1 protein-coding gene is annotated in these 660 nt (G+C 43.8%); it reads left to right on the plus strand.

The genetic code is table 11. The features are described 5' to 3' along the window. Positions 1-224: 224 nt before the first annotated feature. The coding region (locus ACS8FC_RS18230) for a M20/M25/M40 family metallo-hydrolase (RefSeq protein ID WP_439297823.1) at positions 225-660 on the plus strand (436 nt) is incomplete at its 3' end.

Here is a 660-nt window from a genome sequence, read left to right on the forward strand (position 1 = left end):
TGCTCCTAATGTGCCAGTAACAGGACCTATTTCAGGTCTGGATGAAGAAGTAAGAGCTTTACAGCGGCGCTCATTCCAAAAAGGATAGCGCCTACTTATTTTATGCCATTTCGAAAACCAAAGTTGTGAGTAAACAGGTGCCAGCATATTTGATAAGCTGGGCAAGTTTAACTTAGCGAGTGGTGTATTTTGGAGTTGGCACTATATCGTAATAAGGATATTTTATGATCCAAGATATTAATAATACAGCTAATGGTAATGACGTTGGCAATAATAACGACAGCCAGTTCAATAATACTAAGCATCCAACACAAAGCCTTGACTGGCTGACGCGCCTGATTGCCTTTGACACGGTCAGTCGACATTCAAATCTAGCACTGATTAATGATGTAAAAGCGTATTGTGAGCAGTTGGGTCTGACGGTAGATTTGACCTTTAACGAGACAAAAACCAAGGCCAACTTGTTTGCGACCGTACCCGCTGGCGAAAACGCCGACCAAATTAATAACGGTTTGGTGTTGTCTGGCCATACGGACGTCGTACCCGTTGATGGTCAAGACTGGCAGTCAGATCCATTTACGGCAACGATACGTGGTGACAAACTATATGGACGCGGTGCGTGCGATATGAAAGGTTTTATCGCGTGTGCGTTAACGATGT

The organism is Psychrobacter sp. 1Y4 (assembly GCF_051847555.1).